Source organism: Flexivirga caeni (assembly GCF_003724155.1).
Classification (GTDB): Bacteria; Actinomycetota; Actinomycetes; order Actinomycetales; family Dermatophilaceae; genus Flexivirga; species Flexivirga caeni.
In genome coordinates this window covers 81,415-96,066 of record NZ_RJJQ01000008.1, presented here as the reverse complement: position 1 = coordinate 96,066, position 14,652 = coordinate 81,415, and the positions used below count along the sequence as shown (strand labels likewise).

The following is a 14,652-nucleotide window of genomic DNA, read 5'->3' as shown; positions in this document are numbered from 1 at the left end:
CGTGCCGGCGGAGCCGGCCCCCTCGTGCGACCTGCTTTTCTAGCAAGGCAAGCTCCACGAAGGCTGGACGACCGCTGGACCGCGGCCGCATGGCGGTGTCCGAGGGGCCGCGTAGTCTTGCCACCGAGATGAGCAGCCTTTTCGACGATCTACCCCTGCCCGGATTCCCGCCCGATGCTGCTTCGGCGACCGTTCCGACCGGCGTCGACGAGCGCGGCGTGCCGAGGTGGGCGAGCCTGGGCACCCCGGCGCCGGCGGCCGAGCGTGCACCGGCCACACCGTCGATGGCCGACCCGGAGAGCCTGGTCGCCGGACTCAATCCGCAGCAGCGGGAGGCGGTGCTGCATCAGGGGCCGCCGCTGCTGATCGTCGCCGGTGCCGGCTCCGGCAAGACCCGCGTGCTGACGCATCGCATCGCCTACCTGATGGCCGCCCGCCACGTGCAGCCCGGCCAGATCCTGGCGATCACCTTCACCAACAAGGCCGCCGCCGAGATGCGTGAACGCGTCGAAGCACTTGTCGGCCCGGTCGCCCGCTCCATGTGGGTGTCGACCTTCCACTCCGCATGCGTCCGGATCCTGCGCCGGGAGGCAGCCAAGATCGGCATGAAATCGACCTTCTCGATCTATGACGCGGCGGACAGCCAGCGGATGATGGCGCTGGTCATTCGAGACCTCGACCTCGACCCGAAGCGCTTCCCGCCGCGCTCCTTCAGTCATCAGGTCAGCAACCTGAAGAACGAGCTGGTCGACGAGGAGACCTACGCCTCGCGAGTGGTGGACGGCACCCCCCAGGAACGCATGCTGGCGGAGGCCTATGCGGCATACCAGCGCAGGCTGCGGCAGGCCAACGCGCTCGACTTCGACGACCTGATCATGACCACCGTCAGCATCCTGCAGGTCTTTCCGGACGTCGCCGAGCACTACCGCCGGCGGTTCCGGCACGTGCTCGTCGACGAATACCAGGACACGAATCACGCGCAATACATGCTGATCAAAGAGCTTGTGGGGCATACGGTTTCGGACGCTGCGCTCGGCGAGGTGCCGCCGGCCGAACTCTGTGTCGTCGGTGATGCCGACCAGTCGATCTACGCCTTCCGCGGCGCGACGATCCGCAACATCGAGGAGTTCGAGCAGGACTACCCCGACGCCGACACGATCCTGCTGGAACAGAACTACCGCTCCACCCAGAACATCCTGCAGGCCGCCAACGCGGTCATCGCCAGGAACGAGGGCCGCCGCCCCAAGAACCTCTGGTCGGATGCCGGCGCCGGGGCGCCGATCGTCGGGTATGTCGGGGACTCCGAGCACGACGAGGCCGCGTTCGTCGCGCGCACCATCGACCTGCTCGGCGACGAGCACGGCGTCACGCCGAAGGATGTCGCCGTCTTCTATCGCACCAACGCCCAATCCCGTGCGCTGGAAGAGGTTTTCGTCCGCGTCGGCCTGCCCTACAAGGTCGTCGGCGGCACCCGTTTCTACGAGCGGCGGGAGGTGAAGGACGCCCTCGCCTATCTGCGCGTCGTGTCCAACCCGGCCGACACGGTCAACCTGCGCCGCATCCTCAACGTGCCCAAGCGCGGCATCGGCGACCGGGCGGAGGCGTGCGTCGCCGCGCTCGCCGACCGGGAGCGGATCCCGTTCATCGCGGCGCTCGGCCGCGCAGCCGACGCGCCCGGCATCGCGACGCGTTCGGTGACCTGCATCAACGGCTTCACCGCGTTGCTGGAGGCGCTGCGCATCGTGCACGAGGCCGACGACACCGGGGTCGGCGACCTGCTGGAGGCCATCCTCGACCAGTCGGGCTACCTCGCCGAGCTGCGGCGCAGCGCCGACCCCCAGGACGAGACCCGGGTCGAGAACCTTGCCGAACTCGTCGCGGTGGCAAGGGAATTCGATGAGAACTACCCAGGCGGTTCGCTGGAAGACTTCCTCGAGCAGGTCTCGCTCGTCGCCGACACCGACGAGATCCCCGACGAGGAGGGCGAAGACCTCGGCGTCGTCACCCTGATGACGCTGCACACCGCCAAGGGCCTGGAGTTCCCGGTGGTCTTCCTCACCGGCATGGAGGACGGCACCTTCCCGCACCTGCGCTCGCTCGGCGATCCGAAGGAGCTCGAGGAGGAGCGCCGGCTGGCGTATGTCGGCATCACCCGCGCTCGCGAGCGGCTGCACATCTCGCGGGCCGAGGTGCGCTCGGCGTGGGGCGCGCCGCAGTACAACCCGCCGTCCCGCTTCCTCAGCGAGATCCCCGACGGGCTGATCGACTGGCAGCGCGTTACCACGACCTCGACCAGGCCGTCCTCGACCCCTGCCGTGGCGCGCCTCGCGGCCAAACCAGGGGTGCGCAGCCCGGGAAACCGTGCGATCATCTCGCTGAACTCCGGTGACCGGGTCACGCATGACACGTTCGGGCTGGGGTCCGTCATACGCGTCGAAGGGCAGGGGGAGCGAGCCATGGCGCACATCGACTTCGGCGGTGACACCGGTGTCAAGCGGTTGCTGCTGCGCTACGCCCCCGTCGAGAAGCTGTAAGGCAGCCCGGTGCGCACGGCACGGAACCGGACGGCACTGATCAGTGCTGCGGTGTTCGTCGTGCTCGTGCTGATCCTCGTCGGCGCCTGGTGGCTGGTGCATCGGCAGGACACCCGTCGCGTACCGCAATTCGTGAAATCGTCCGCGGAGTCCGCCGAGCGGTCCGCGCAGTTCGTCGATGGCCTCCCGCCGCCCCCGGCCGCGCATCGGGACGCTGAGGGATGTGACGTGCTGACGTGGGAGCCAGCCGTGACGGGTGGCAAGGGCGGCACCGTGACGGTCGATCCCGGCCCGAGCGGCGCGGTCGTCTACTGGCTGCCGGGCAGCCAGTCCACGAGTTGCCGGGTCCGAGTCACGAAACTGACCGAGGCACAAGCCGATTCGCTGGCGACGGACGTGCGCAAGTCGACCTCACACGGCGGCAGGTGGAGCTGCCCGGCGGATGACGGGTCAGCCGCCTGGATCTTCTTCCGGTATGCCGACCGCCCGCGCGTCGAGGTCGTCGACGCGGCGCTTTCCGGGTGTCTGAGCGCGGGCGCACCTGGGCGTGACTCGGTGGGGCCGTTCTGGCGCGGCGCCGACGCGTTGACCGCGCTGCGCCCGGCCGGTGAGTAACCGCTCAGAAGACGCCGCGCGCCCGCAGCCAGAGTCCGTTGCCCCGACGCAGTCGGCCGCTGCGCAGGTCCACGGACTCTGCTGGGGTTGCACCCGTCCCGGCATACCGGGTATACATGCACTCACCAGGGTAGATACCGGGTATATCCCATCGGGGGAGGAACCCAATGTCGATCAAGCACAGCCTGCTGGCACTCCTGCAGGACGGGCCAGGGTATGGCGCCCAGCTGCGTCAGGAGTTCGAGCAGCGCACCGGAGGCACCTGGCCGCTCAATGTCGGGCAGGTCTACACGACACTCGGCCGGCTGGAGCGTGACGGGCTGGTGGAGAGCGCCGGAGCCGCCGACGAGGAGGGCCGGATCGCCTACCAGCTCACCGACGCCGGACGCACCGAGGTCGAGCAGTGGTGGGCCGTGCCGGTCGCGCGGGAGCAGACGCCCCGCAACGAGCTCGCCATCAAACTCGCGCTCGCGGTGACGCTGCCGGGGGTCGACGTGCAGCGCATTGTGCAGACTCAGCGCACCGCCACGATGACCCACCTGCGCGACCTGACCCGCCTCAAGCGCCGCGCCGACGGCGAGGACCTGGCGTGGGAGCTGGTGCTGGAGTCGCTCGTCTTCGCCGACGAGGCCGAGGTGCGCTGGCTGGATCACGTGGAGGCGAGGATCAGCCGCCTGGGCCCTCCGGAGGCGAAAGCCTCGCGGACGGCGCCCGGCGCCACCGCGGGGAACGCTGGAGTGCGTGAGGGGGCGACGAACGGATGACGCAGCAACCGATCCTCCGGCTGGACGACGTCGTCCGGACCCACGGCACCGGCAACACCGCGGTGCACGCGCTGCGCGGTGTGTCGCTGACGGTGCGTGCCGGAGAACTCGTCGCGGTGATGGGCCCGAGCGGCTCCGGCAAGTCCACTCTGCTCAACCTTGCCGGCGGCCTGGACGCGCCGACCGAGGGCGCGGTGTCGATCGACGGGCAGGTGCTCGCGTCGCTGTCGCGTGCTGGACTGGACCGGCTGCGCCGCCGGACGATGGGTTTCGTCTTCCAGGACCTGAACCTCATCCCGTCGCTGACCGCGATCGAAAACGTCTCTCTCCCGATGGAATTGGACGGCGTGGGTGTGCGCAAGGCGCGTGCTGCGGCTCGCGACGCCCTGGGCAAGGTCGGCATCCTGGAGCTGGCCGACCGCTTCCCGGAGCAGCTGTCCGGCGGTCAGCAGCAGCGGGCCGCGATCGCCCGCGCGCTGGTCGGTGACCGGCGCCTGGTTCTCGCCGACGAGCCGACCGGTGCGCTCGACTCGACCACCGGCGAAGCGGTGTTGCGCACGCTGCGTGACCAGTGCGACGACGGCGCGGGCGGGCTCCTGGTGACGCATGAGTCGCGGCACGCGGCGTGGGCCGACCGGGTGATCTTCCTGCGCGACGGCGTGGTCGTCGACGCGACAGGTGACGCGGAGACTCCCGAGTCGCTGCTCGAAACGGGGGTCTGACATGGGCACCTCGGGGGAGTCCACGTCAGCTCCGGCGCTCCGGAGTTCAGCTCCGGCTCTCCGGCGCTCAGGGGGCATCGGAGGGTATGTCGGGGGCTGGCGAGTCTCGTTGCGGCTCGCCGCCCGCGACATACGCAAGCACCGCGGCCGCGCCGTGCTCGTGGTGCTGCTCATCGGGTTGCCGCTGTTGTTCATCGCCGCAGGCGGCACCTTCGCCTTCACCAACGTCGTCAGCCCGCGCGAGGGCATCCCCCGGACGATGGGCGCGAGTCAGGCGCGGCTGACGGTGCAGGGCTCGGACGCGATCGTGCAGGACTGGAGCGGTGTCGCCTTCGGCATGATGGACGGCAACATGCCGAAAACCCTGCATTTCCGGGGCGATCCGAAGTCGCCGACCGCACGCGACATCCAGGGCGTCACCGGCGGCACGGTGCTCCCAGTGACCTGGTCGCAGCCGTATGTCGTGCTCGCGCACCGGTCGATGCTCGCATCGACGCTCGGCATCGACGGCCGCCGGCACGCGTATGACGGCATGGCTCGTCTCACCGCCGGACGGTGGCCGCGGACGGCCGACGAGGTGCTGGTCAGCCGGGCGGGTGCCGCCGACGGCATACCCACGCACGGCACGCTCACCCTGCACAGTGGCGGCATGACCCGCACGGTGACCGTCGTCGGCCGAGCGGACACCCCGAACGCGCAGTCGCTGGTCGCGCTGCCGAGCGGTCGGGCAACGTCGTGGGTGCTGGACCGGAAGTCACCGGTGCGCTGGCCGGAGGTCAAGGAACTGAACCGCTACGGCCTCCTGGTCGCCAGCCGGTCGGTGATCGAGCATCCCGGGCAGGCGCAGGCAGATCCCGGAAATCAGTTCCTCGGAGCCGGCGATTCAGGGAACACCTCGCTGCTGATCCTGCTCGGCACCGGGCTCGTCCTCGTGATCGCGCTGCTCGCCGGCCCGGCGTTCGCGGCAAGCGGCGCCCGGCACCGCCGCGCGCTCGGCCAGCTCGCGAGCAACGGCGCCAGCAAGGCGCAGCTGCGCCGCTATGTGCTCGCCCAGGCGCTGCTGCTTGGCGCACTCTCGGCGATCATCGGCCTCGTGCTCGGCGCTGCGTGCGGGTGGCTGGCCGTGCAGGCCTACGCGCACTGGTCGCCCACCTCGGCCGCGCCCGGCCCGCTCGACCTGCGCTTCGGCTGGGGGCTGATCCTGCTGGCTGTCGCCGTATTCGCTTCTCTCACCGCGGCTTTCGTGCCTGCGGTGGCCGCTTCCCGGGTCAACCTGATCGCCGTGCTGCGTGGTCACGTGTCGGTCGCGAAGGTGCGCGCCGGCTGGCCGATCGCCGGCTTGGTGATCGCCGCGGTGGGGGCCGTGCTGCTCCCGATCGCGTTGGTCGCCAGCGAGGGCCGAGACGGCGACGCTGCCGACACCAGCCCCCTGGTCGTCGGCGGCATCATCCTGGGCTCGGTGTCCCTCTTCGTCGGCACGCTGATGACGGCACCCTGGCTACTCGCCCGGCTCGGCAGCCTGGCCGGTCATTTCCCGCTCCCGCTGCGCATCGCGGTGCGCGACATCGGCCGCCAGCGCGGCCGGGCCGTCGCGACGACCGGCGCGATCCTGGCCACGGTCGCCGTGCTGACCACCACGGCCATCACCCTCGCCAGCAACAACCGCGCGATGCAGGAGGCCTACCAGCCCAGCCTGCCGATGGGCCAGGCCCTGGTCACTGCGACCGACGGGGCCGCGGTCGACCCGGATGCCATCCGGGTCATCCGCGATCAGTTGCCGCGCGCGGCACTGACCGAGCTGCGATCGGTCGGCTCGCCGAGTGCGAGCGGCGGTGGCAATGATGGAGACCTGGTGCAGGTGACCGCGGGCTATCAATCGGGCTGCAGCGACACCCAGGCGCTGGCCGGCCCGGGCGACTCTTCCTGCTCACCGGTGTTCGCTCCGTCGTGGGGAAACCTCCTGGTCGCGGCGACGCCTGCCCAACTGGCCCGTGTCTTCGCACTGAGTGCGAACGATGTGGCGGCGCTGCGTGCCGGCCGCGTCCTGCTGCCCGGCGGCCCAGCGGCGCAAAAGCGTGCCATGACGGTCGTCACCGGCACCGGCCGCTTATCGAGCACCGGACCGTTGCAGGATGCCCGAGTCACCGCGAAGGTCTCGGTGCCGGTCGCGCTCAGCCCGCAACCGTTCTTCACCATGCAGCTACCCCAGCGCACGACGAACGATGGGCAATCCGTCACGACCTACGGCTCGCTCATCACTGCTTCCGCGCTCATCTCGACGGACGCGGCGGCAAAGCTGCCGGGCGGCAGCTACCTCGCCGGCGTCCTGATCCGCAACCCCGGCGGTGTTCCCCGCAGCGCGGCGCAGACGATCAGCGACCGGCTGAACGGTCCGGCAGGATCCGGCGACATTCTCTACGTCGAGCGCGGCTACCAGGATGTCGACAACTGGATCTGGCTGGTCATCGGCATTGTGTTCGGTCTGCTGGTCCTCGTCGCCACCCTCACCTCGACCGCGTTGTCCAACGCCGAATCCCGCGCGGACAGTGCGACGTTCGCCTCGCTGGGCGCACCGTCGCGGCTGCGCCGGCTGATCGCCGGATCCAACGCGGCGGCGGTAGGCCTGTTCGGAGCGCTCCTCGGCCTGGTCGTCGGGTGCGTCGCCGGGTATGCCGCGAGCCATCCCGCGACGCGGAGCGCGCTGGGCGGCCACCACCACACCATCACCGTCATCCCGTGGGCGATGCTGCTGGCGGTAGCCATCGGCATACCCCTGCTCGCCGGGGCGCTCGCCGCGCTCGCAACCCGTGGCCGGGTGCCGATGACCCGCCGGCTGACCTGAAATCGCCGACCCAGCGGGTGCGCGGAAGCGCCATACCACTAGCATCCGAACTGGACAACGAGGTCCGGACGCCCGCCGTCCGCGGCACGCTCCGGACGCCTCGAGCCTTCAGAAGTTCTTTCCAGAAGCGACATGAGGGACGGATTCCGCGTGGATCTCTTTGAATACCAGGCGCGCGACATGTTCGAAGCGCACGGCGTGCCGGTGCTGGCCGGCCAGACCGCCACGACCCCGGAGCAGGCCGAGCAGGCCGCGGCCGAGATTGGCGCCACGTCCGGCGGCGTGACGGTCGTCAAGGCACAGGTCAAGACCGGAGGCCGCGGGAAGGCAGGCGGCGTGAAGGTCGCCAAGTCGCCGCAGGAGGCGAAGGAGCGTGCCGCCGAGATCCTGGGCATGGACATCAAGGGCCACACCGTCGGCACCGTGATGATCGCCCAGGGCGCGGACATCAAGGAGGAGTACTACTTCTCCGTCCTGCTCGACCGGGCCAACCGCAGCTACCTGGCGATGTGCAGCAAGGAGGGCGGCATGGAGATCGAGCAGCTCGCCGTCGAGCGTCCGGACGCCCTCGCCCGCGTCGCCGTCGACCCGAACGTCGGCATCGACGAAGCCAAGGCGAAGGAGATCGTCGACGCCGCCGGCTTCGACGCCGAGCTCGGCGCCAAGATCGCCCCGGTGCTGCAGAAGCTCTGGGACGTTTACACCGGTGAGGACGCCACCCTGGTCGAGGTGAACCCGCTGGTGCAGACCGGCGCCGGGGACATCGTCGCCCTCGACGGCAAGGTGACCCTCGACGCCAACGCCGACTTCCGCCACCCGGATCACGCGGCGCTGGAGGACACGTCCGCGACCGACCCGCTGGAAGCGAAGGCCAAGGAGAAGGGCCTCAACTACGTCAAGCTGGACGGCCAGGTCGGCATCATCGGCAACGGTGCGGGACTGGTCATGTCCACCCTCGACGTGGTCGCCTACGCCGGCGAGCAGTATGACGTGAAGCCCGCCAACTTCCTCGACATCGGCGGCGGCGCCAACGCGCAGGTCATGGCCGATGGGCTGGACGTCATCCTCGGCGACGAGCAGGTGAAGTCGGTTTTCGTCAACGTCTTCGGCGGCATCACCGCGTGCGATGAGGTTGCCAACGGCATCAAGGGTGCCCTCGAGATCCTGGGCGACAACGCCAAGAAGCCGCTCGTCGTCCGCCTTGACGGCAATGCGGTCGAGAAGGGCCGGGCAATCCTCAACGAGCTGAACCACCCGCTGGTGACCCAGGTCGACACGATGGACGGCGCCGCGGCGAAGGCCGCCGAGCTCGCCGGCTCCGCCAAGTGATCCGCTGACGGCATACGAAAAAGGAACCTTCAAGAATGTCAATCTTTTTGAACGCTGACAGCAAGATCATCGTCCAGGGCATGACCGGTGGCATGGGCTCCAAGCACACCGCGCTGATGCTCGACGCCGGGTCCACCATCGTCGGCGGCGTCAACGCCCGCAAGGCCGGCACGACCGCCGAGATCGGCGGCAAGGAGCTGCCCGTCTTCGGCACCGTCAAGGAGGCGATGGAGGCCACCGGCGCGAACGTGTCGGTCGCGTTCGTGCCGCCGGCGTTCGCCAAGGACGCCGCGATCGAGGCCATCGACGCCGAGATCCCGCTGCTGGTCGTCATCACCGAGGGCATCCCGGTGAAGGACTCCGCCGAGTTCTACAACTACTCGATCGGCAAGAAGACGAGGATCATCGGCCCGAACTGCCCCGGGATCATCACCCCCGGGGAGTCGCTGGCCGGCATCACGCCGCACACGATCGCGGGCAAGGGCCCGATCGGGCTGGTCTCCAAGTCGGGCACGCTGACCTACCAGATGATGTATGAGCTGCGGGACTTCGGCTTCACCACCGCCATCGGCATCGGCGGCGACCCGGTCATCGGCACCACGCACATCGACGCGCTGGAAGCCTTCGAGGCCGACCCCGATACCAAGGCGATCGTGATGATCGGCGAGATCGGCGGTGACGCGGAGGAGCGCGCTGCGGCATACATCAAGGAGCACGTGACCAAGCCGGTCGTCGGGTATGTCGCGGGCTTCACCGCGCCCGAGGGCAAGACGATGGGTCACGCGGGCGCCATCGTGTCCGGTTCCTCGGGCACGGCTGCCGCCAAGAAGGAAGCGCTCGAGGCCGCCGGGGTGAAGGTCGGCAAGACGCCGTCGGAGACCGCCGAGCTGATGCGCGAGATCCTGCGCGGCAGCTGAGGTTTCGCGGCTCAACCGCCGAGGAGGGTCAGGACGGTGCCGCTGATCATGAACGGGCCGAACGCGATCTGGGTGTTCCGGGTCGCGCGCCGGCCGATCAGCAGCACCGCCGCCCAGACCCCGCCCAGCACGAAACCGGCCATCGTCGCGGTCAGCACGGCCGTCCAGGACGACCAGCCCAGCTGGACGCCGAGACCGACCGCGAGCTTGACGTCGCCCAGGCCGATCCCGGCGCCGCCAGGGGATACCACCAGCAGAAGCAGGTATGCCGCGCCGAGCGCCGGACCCGCGAGGACCGCGCGCAGCAACGCCGGCCAATCACCCGTGGACAGGCTGGCCGCCGCTGCGATGAACACCGCGAGCAACGCCAGCGGATAGGTCAGCGCGTCCGGCAGCCGGTGCACGTCGAGGTCGATCGCGGCCAGCGCCGCGAGCACCGGCAGGCTGAGGCACGAGACGAGCGTCATACCAGCGTTGTGGCGCTCGGCCAGGGCGTGCGCGACGAGAAGGCTGACGAGCGGCAGGGCGGCGAGCAGCCAGAGGTGGCTACGGGTGGGTGTGCCGCTCTCGTCGGCATGCCGGTGCGCCTCGGTCCGCAGCCGGGTGCGTAGTGCGGCCGCGACGGGCACCGCCATACCTCCGGCAAGGGCGCCGATCAGCCACGGGTTCATGCGGCTAGAGGCTAGCCGGTCAGCGGCGCACGGCTCGTTTCCAGTGCAGCAACAGGGTCGTGATGAGCGCGCCGAGCACGAGTTCGACCGCGAGCAGCGGCACGATCAGCAGCGACGGGCCGAGATACGACAGCGATCCTCCGCTCACGCCGGCGGTGGACAGCCAGCTGAGCAGCAGCACGATGAGCACCGTCATACCGGCCGCCTGGGCAGCCGTCGCGGCCTTCGTGCGCAGCGACGCGTAGGTCGTCAGGCCGGCGAGCGCGCGATGGCCCACGAAGCACCCGAGCAGCACCGGCAGCAACGGGGCAAGCGTGGCCACCAGTGGTAGTGGGCCCGCGCCGGGCACTCCGCCGAGCAGCGGCACCATCGGCAGGATCCCGCCGTGCACCGAGCCGCTGCCGACGCTGACCGCGCCGAGTTGCACGGTCGCGCCGGTCGTCCACCCGGCGGCCCAGAGCACCAGGTTGGGCAGTGCGGCCAGCTGACCGGCCCACAGCACTACGCCGCCGAGCAGTCCGGGGTGCAGTTGCCCCTGCAGGTCGCCGATGCGTGACGCGTGGGTCAGCGCCAGCACCAGCACGATCACCAAGCCGATGCCCAGGTAGGCCAGCACACCGCGCACGGCCGGGCGCAGCGCGCGACGTGTCGAGAGTGAAACGTGTTCGTCGACAAAGGTTTTGGCCTGGTCGGCAACCGGTTCATCGCTGCGCAGCAGCGCCCACAGAGTGCCGGCAAATCCGACCACGAGCGCGCCGGGCAGCACGGTGAGCAGGCTGGGGCTGGCCGGTCCGCCGTGGGAGAGTGCGGTGATGACCAGGCCGGTGACGGCATACCCGCCGAGGTATGCCGCAGGCCCCTCCCACCATGCGCCGGAGCGTTCGGACAGGTGGGTGAGCATGGCCTTGGCCGCCATCCGCGCGAACAGCACGGCAAGCGCGGTCAGCACCAGCGGCGCGAGGGTCAGCGTGTGTGCGGCGACCGACACGTGGCCGCGGTGCGCGAGCGCCCAGCCGTCGCCGGCGAAGCTGAGCGCGTCGGTCCACGAGGTCGTGCTGTGCGGGTCGGCCGCCCACGCCACCATGACCGGCGCGACGAGCACCAGTGCGAGCGTGACCGCCCCGACGGCGCCGTAGCCGACGGCGATCGAGAGTTGCCGCCAGTCGCGGGGCGCGGGCGTCCGGGGCGAGCTGGGCACGGAGCTGCGGGTGCGATCCAGAAGACTCATGTCGCAGCCATGGTCGCGGGGATCGGGCGGTGATTCGTGCAGACTCGCCGGGCGGCAGCGGATTCCCCGGTGTTACATAGTTTCGGTAGCCTGCCGAATGTGGTGAACACCCAGCCCGTGCCCATCGTCGTGCTCGTCTCCGGCTCGGGGACACTGCTGCAGGCGCTGCTCGACGCCGCGCAGGATCCGGCGTATGGCGTGCGCATCGCCGCGGTCGGCGCCGACCGGGACGGCGTCGAAGGGCTCGCGCGGGCCGAGCGTGCGGGTGTTCCGACGTTCGTCTGCCGGGTGCGCGACTACCCTGACCGGGCGGCCTGGGACACCGCGCTGACGGAGCACGTCGCGACATACGACCCGGAGCTGGTGGTGTCGGCGGGGTTCCTGAAGCTCGTGGGGGAGCGCTTCCTCGTGGCGTATGGCGGGCGCTACCTCAACAGTCATAACGCGTTGCTGCCGAGCTTCCCCGGCATACACGGCCCCCGCGACGCGCTGGAGTATGGCGTGAAGCTCGCCGGCGCAACGCTTTTCGTGGTCGATGCCGGCGTCGACACAGGCGCCATCGTCGCGCAGTGTGCGGTGCCGGTGGAGGACGACGACACCGTCGACACCCTCACCGAGCGCATCAAGGAGGCCGAGCGCCCGCAGCTGGTGCAGTGGGTCGGCCGGCTCGCCCGCGACGGCTTCACCGTCGAGGGCCGACGCGTGCGGGTCGGATAAGCTAGGCCCACACGACTGGCGCAGGTGGGTAACCACCGGGGAGTGGAATCGCGCGTATCGCCCGCCTGGGTGCGCGCAGCCATCACTGATCCCTGCAAGGAGAGTCATGTCCGAGCCGCAAGGCCGCCGTCCGATCACGCGCGCACTCATCTCCGTCTACGACAAGACCGGTCTCGAAGACCTCGCGCGCGGCCTGCACGCCGCCGGCGTCGAGCTGGTTTCCACCGGCGGTTCCGCTGCCCTGATCGATGGCCTCGGCATACCCGTGACCAAGGTCGAGGACCTCACCGGCTTCCCCGAGTGCCTCGACGGCCGGGTCAAGACGCTGCACCCGAAGGTCCACGCCGGCATCCTGGCCGACACGCGCATCCCCGAACACCTCTCGCAACTGGACGAATTGGGTGTTGCGCCGTTCGAACTGGTTGTCTCCAATCTCTACCCCTTCCGGGCGACCGTCGCCTCCGGCGCGACCCCCGACGAGTGCATCGAGCAGATCGACATCGGCGGCCCCTCGATGGTGCGCGCCGCAGCCAAGAACCACCCGAGCGTCGCGATCGTCACCTCCCCGGACGCCTACCCCGCAACCCTGGACGCTGTCGCCGCTGGCGGCTTCACCCTGGACCAGCGGAAACTGCTGGCAGCGCAGGCTTTTCAGCACACTGCCGACTACGACAACACGGTCGCCAACTGGATCGGCAACGTCTATGTCGACACCAGCGACGGCACCGGTTTCCCCAGCTGGTCCGGCGCGACCTTCGTCAAGGCGGGCGACCTGCGGTATGGCGAGAACCCCCACCAGGCAGCGGCGCTCTACCGGCACTGGCGTCCCGGCATCGCGTCGGCCGAGCAGCTCTTCGGCAAGGCCATGTCCTACAACAACTTCGTCGACGCCGACGCGGCGGTCCGGGCGGCATACGACCACGGCGACCAGCCGACCGTCGCGGTTATCAAACACGCGAATCCCTGTGGCATCGCTGTCGGTTCGGACATTGCCGACGCGCATCGCAAGGCGCACGCGTGTGACCCGATGTCGGCGTTCGGCGGGGTGATCGCCACCAATCGGCCGGTCACCGTCGAGATGGCCGAGACGGTGCAGGACATCTTCACCGAGGTGGTCGTCGCACCCGACTTCGAGCCCGGTGTGGTCGAGATCCTCGGCAAGCGCAAGGCGATCCGGCTGCTCAGACTCTCGTCGGAGGACGCCCAGCAGCGGGATCCGGTCGAGATCCGCCCGATCAGCGGCGGCATGCTGATGCAGCGCGTCGACAAGGTCGACGCGGTCGTGCGCGACGAGGACGGCACGATCACCGGCGGTGACGACGCGGCCAACTGGCGGCTGGTCTCCGGCGACGCCGCGGACGACGCCACGCTGGCCGACCTGCAGTTCGCCTGGCGCGCGATCCGCGCGGTCAAGTCGAACGCGATCCTGCTCGCCTCCGGCGGCGCTTCCGTCGGTGTCGGGATGGGTCAGGTCAACCGGGTCGACTCCTGTCACCTCGCGGTCAGTCGCGCCGGCGCGGACCGTGCGCGCGGCTCGGTGGCCGCCTCGGACGCCTACTTCCCGTTCCCCGACGGCCTGCAGGTGCTCCTCGACGCCGGCGTGAAAGCCGTTGTGGCGCCTGGTGGTTCGATCCGCGACCAGCTGGTGATCGACGCCGCCCAGGCGGCCGGCGTCACGATGTACTTCACCGGCACCCGCCACTTCGCGCATTGAAAGTCCGTCGGGAGCAAGCTCACCCCCAGATTGAGCGGTACACAAACGCATCGAGCGGCACACATATTCACCCCGAATATGTGTGCCGCTCGATGCGTTACTGTGCCGGTCGATCAGTGATGCGCGGCGGCCTCCACCTTGCGCAGCCGGGCGACGAGGGTCTTCAGCAGGGCGGCGGCGATGTCGCCGTCACCGCGCACGAGCGGCATGAACGCCATCGGTGACAGCGCGAACGTCTCGACACCGTCCGGGCCGGCGGTGATGGTCGCCGATCGCGGCGCGCCGTCGATCATCGACAGCTCGCCGACGTAGTCGCCGACGCCGATCTGCCCGCGCTCCTCGCCGCCGACGACGACGGTCGCGGAGCCGGCGAGGACAACGCGCAGACCGCTGTCCTGCGCGCCCTCGGTGATGACGTGCGAACCGGGGCCGCTGCGGAAGGTCGAGCCGCTCTCCGCGATCTGCGAGATGGCCGCTGGGCTCAGCCCAGCGAACAGGTCGATGCCAGCGAGGATCTGCTTCAGCTGGGCGCTTGCCATGGACGAACCCCTTCGAGACGTGAACACCGGTGCGGTAACCGAGCCAACCTAGCAGCGCAG

General features: G+C 69.8%; 12 protein-coding genes and 1 riboswitch. Of the genes, 9 read left to right on the top strand and 3 right to left on the bottom strand.

Features of this window, described 5'->3' with window-relative positions:
- The first annotated feature begins 128 nt into the window (after nucleotides 1-128).
- From pcrA to sucD, 7 genes are all read left to right on the top strand, one after another.
- Nucleotides 129-2,534 carry a DNA helicase PcrA gene (pcrA, locus tag EFY87_RS09490; RefSeq protein WP_123271352.1) on the top strand — a complete coding sequence of 802 codons (2,406 nt, stop codon included), beginning with the start codon at nucleotides 129-131 and terminating at the stop codon, nucleotides 2,532-2,534.
- A 9-nt stretch (nucleotides 2,535-2,543) separates the two neighbouring features.
- Nucleotides 2,544-3,149: a hypothetical protein gene (locus EFY87_RS09485; protein ID WP_123271242.1), complete on the top strand. Its 606-nt coding sequence runs from the start codon at nucleotides 2,544-2,546 to the stop codon at nucleotides 3,147-3,149.
- A gap of 167 nt (nucleotides 3,150-3,316) precedes the next feature.
- Nucleotides 3,317-3,913: a PadR family transcriptional regulator gene (locus EFY87_RS09480; protein WP_123271241.1), complete on the top strand. Its 597-nt coding sequence runs from the start codon at nucleotides 3,317-3,319 to the stop codon at nucleotides 3,911-3,913.
- Nucleotides 3,910-4,635 (top strand): ABC transporter ATP-binding protein, encoded by a 726-nt coding sequence (locus EFY87_RS09475; protein WP_123271240.1) that lies wholly within the window; start codon nucleotides 3,910-3,912, stop codon nucleotides 4,633-4,635. The genes EFY87_RS09480 and EFY87_RS09475 overlap by 4 nt, the downstream gene beginning before the upstream one ends.
- A gap of 109 nt (nucleotides 4,636-4,744) precedes the next feature.
- Nucleotides 4,745-7,477 (top strand): FtsX-like permease family protein, encoded by a 2,733-nt coding sequence (locus EFY87_RS09470; RefSeq protein ID WP_158607572.1) that lies wholly within the window; start codon nucleotides 4,745-4,747, stop codon nucleotides 7,475-7,477.
- Between the two features lie 150 nt (nucleotides 7,478-7,627).
- Entirely contained in the window at nucleotides 7,628-8,806 is a 1,179-nt protein-coding gene (gene sucC, locus EFY87_RS09465; protein WP_123271238.1) for an ADP-forming succinate--CoA ligase subunit beta, read from the top strand.
- 35 nt (nucleotides 8,807-8,841) lie between these two features.
- Nucleotides 8,842-9,723, top strand: a complete 882-nt coding sequence (gene sucD / locus EFY87_RS09460) for a succinate--CoA ligase subunit alpha (protein WP_123271237.1) — start codon at nucleotides 8,842-8,844, stop codon at nucleotides 9,721-9,723.
- 11 nt (nucleotides 9,724-9,734) lie between these two features.
- Here sucD and EFY87_RS09455 read toward each other — a convergent pair whose 3' ends face one another.
- Together EFY87_RS09455 and EFY87_RS09450 are read right to left on the bottom strand one after the other, a co-directional pair.
- Entirely contained in the window at nucleotides 9,735-10,394 is a 660-nt protein-coding gene (locus EFY87_RS09455) for a prepilin peptidase (protein ID WP_123271236.1), read from the bottom strand.
- 19 nt (nucleotides 10,395-10,413) lie between these two features.
- Nucleotides 10,414-11,622, bottom strand: coding sequence for a cell division protein PerM (locus tag EFY87_RS09450; protein ID WP_123271235.1), 1,209 nt, complete (start codon nucleotides 11,620-11,622; stop codon nucleotides 10,414-10,416).
- A 99-nt stretch (nucleotides 11,623-11,721) separates the two neighbouring features.
- On the opposite strand from EFY87_RS09450, the gene purN reads away from it, so the two are divergent.
- Both purN and purH read left to right on the top strand, forming a co-directional pair.
- Nucleotides 11,722-12,339, top strand: coding sequence for a phosphoribosylglycinamide formyltransferase (gene purN, locus EFY87_RS09445; protein WP_123271234.1), 618 nt, complete (start codon nucleotides 11,722-11,724; stop codon nucleotides 12,337-12,339).
- Nucleotide 12,340: 1 nt separating this feature from the next.
- Nucleotides 12,341-12,417: riboswitch (ZMP/ZTP riboswitch) on the top strand.
- Nucleotides 12,418-12,445: 28 nt separating this feature from the next.
- Nucleotides 12,446-14,053 carry a bifunctional phosphoribosylaminoimidazolecarboxamide formyltransferase/IMP cyclohydrolase gene (gene purH, locus EFY87_RS09440; RefSeq protein WP_123271233.1) on the top strand — a complete coding sequence of 536 codons (1,608 nt, stop codon included), beginning with the start codon at nucleotides 12,446-12,448 and terminating at the stop codon, nucleotides 14,051-14,053.
- 113 nt (nucleotides 14,054-14,166) lie between these two features.
- Here purH and EFY87_RS09435 read toward each other — a convergent pair whose 3' ends face one another.
- On the bottom strand, nucleotides 14,167-14,592 hold the full coding sequence (locus EFY87_RS09435; protein WP_123271351.1) for a cyclic nucleotide-binding domain-containing protein: 426 nt from the start codon (nucleotides 14,590-14,592) through the stop codon (nucleotides 14,167-14,169).
- Nucleotides 14,593-14,652: the final 60 nt, after the last annotated feature.